General features: G+C 44.4%; 1 protein-coding gene. It reads right to left on the bottom strand.

Features of this window, described 5'->3' with window-relative positions; genetic code table 11:
• A partial coding sequence (locus tag HMI57_RS18950; RefSeq protein ID WP_216607717.1) for a hypothetical protein occupies positions 1-243 on the bottom strand: 243 nt, incomplete at both ends.

The following is a 243-nucleotide window of genomic DNA, read 5'->3' as shown; positions in this document are numbered from 1 at the left end:
AGATAGTAGATATCGGTGATTGAGAAAGTGAGAATTCCAGCAAGAAATACCAACTTCTGAAGATCGAAACCACGCGTCAAGAGCGTTGTGATGGAGATCAGCAAGAGCAGTAGATCTCCAACAGGGTAGAAGATGGCGAAGAAGTTATCTGAAGCAATCAATGAGTTACCGGGGAAGATAACTACGAGAAGGATGCTGGCAATTACTGAAGTGAAGCCGAGGCCAAATATCAACGCATCAAGG

The organism is Arthrobacter sp. 260, assembly GCF_013116745.1.
GTDB lineage: Bacteria > Actinomycetota > Actinomycetes > Actinomycetales > Micrococcaceae > Arthrobacter_D.
The sequence above is the reverse complement of the archived record's forward strand: the minus strand, read 5'-3'. Positions and strand labels throughout refer to the sequence as shown.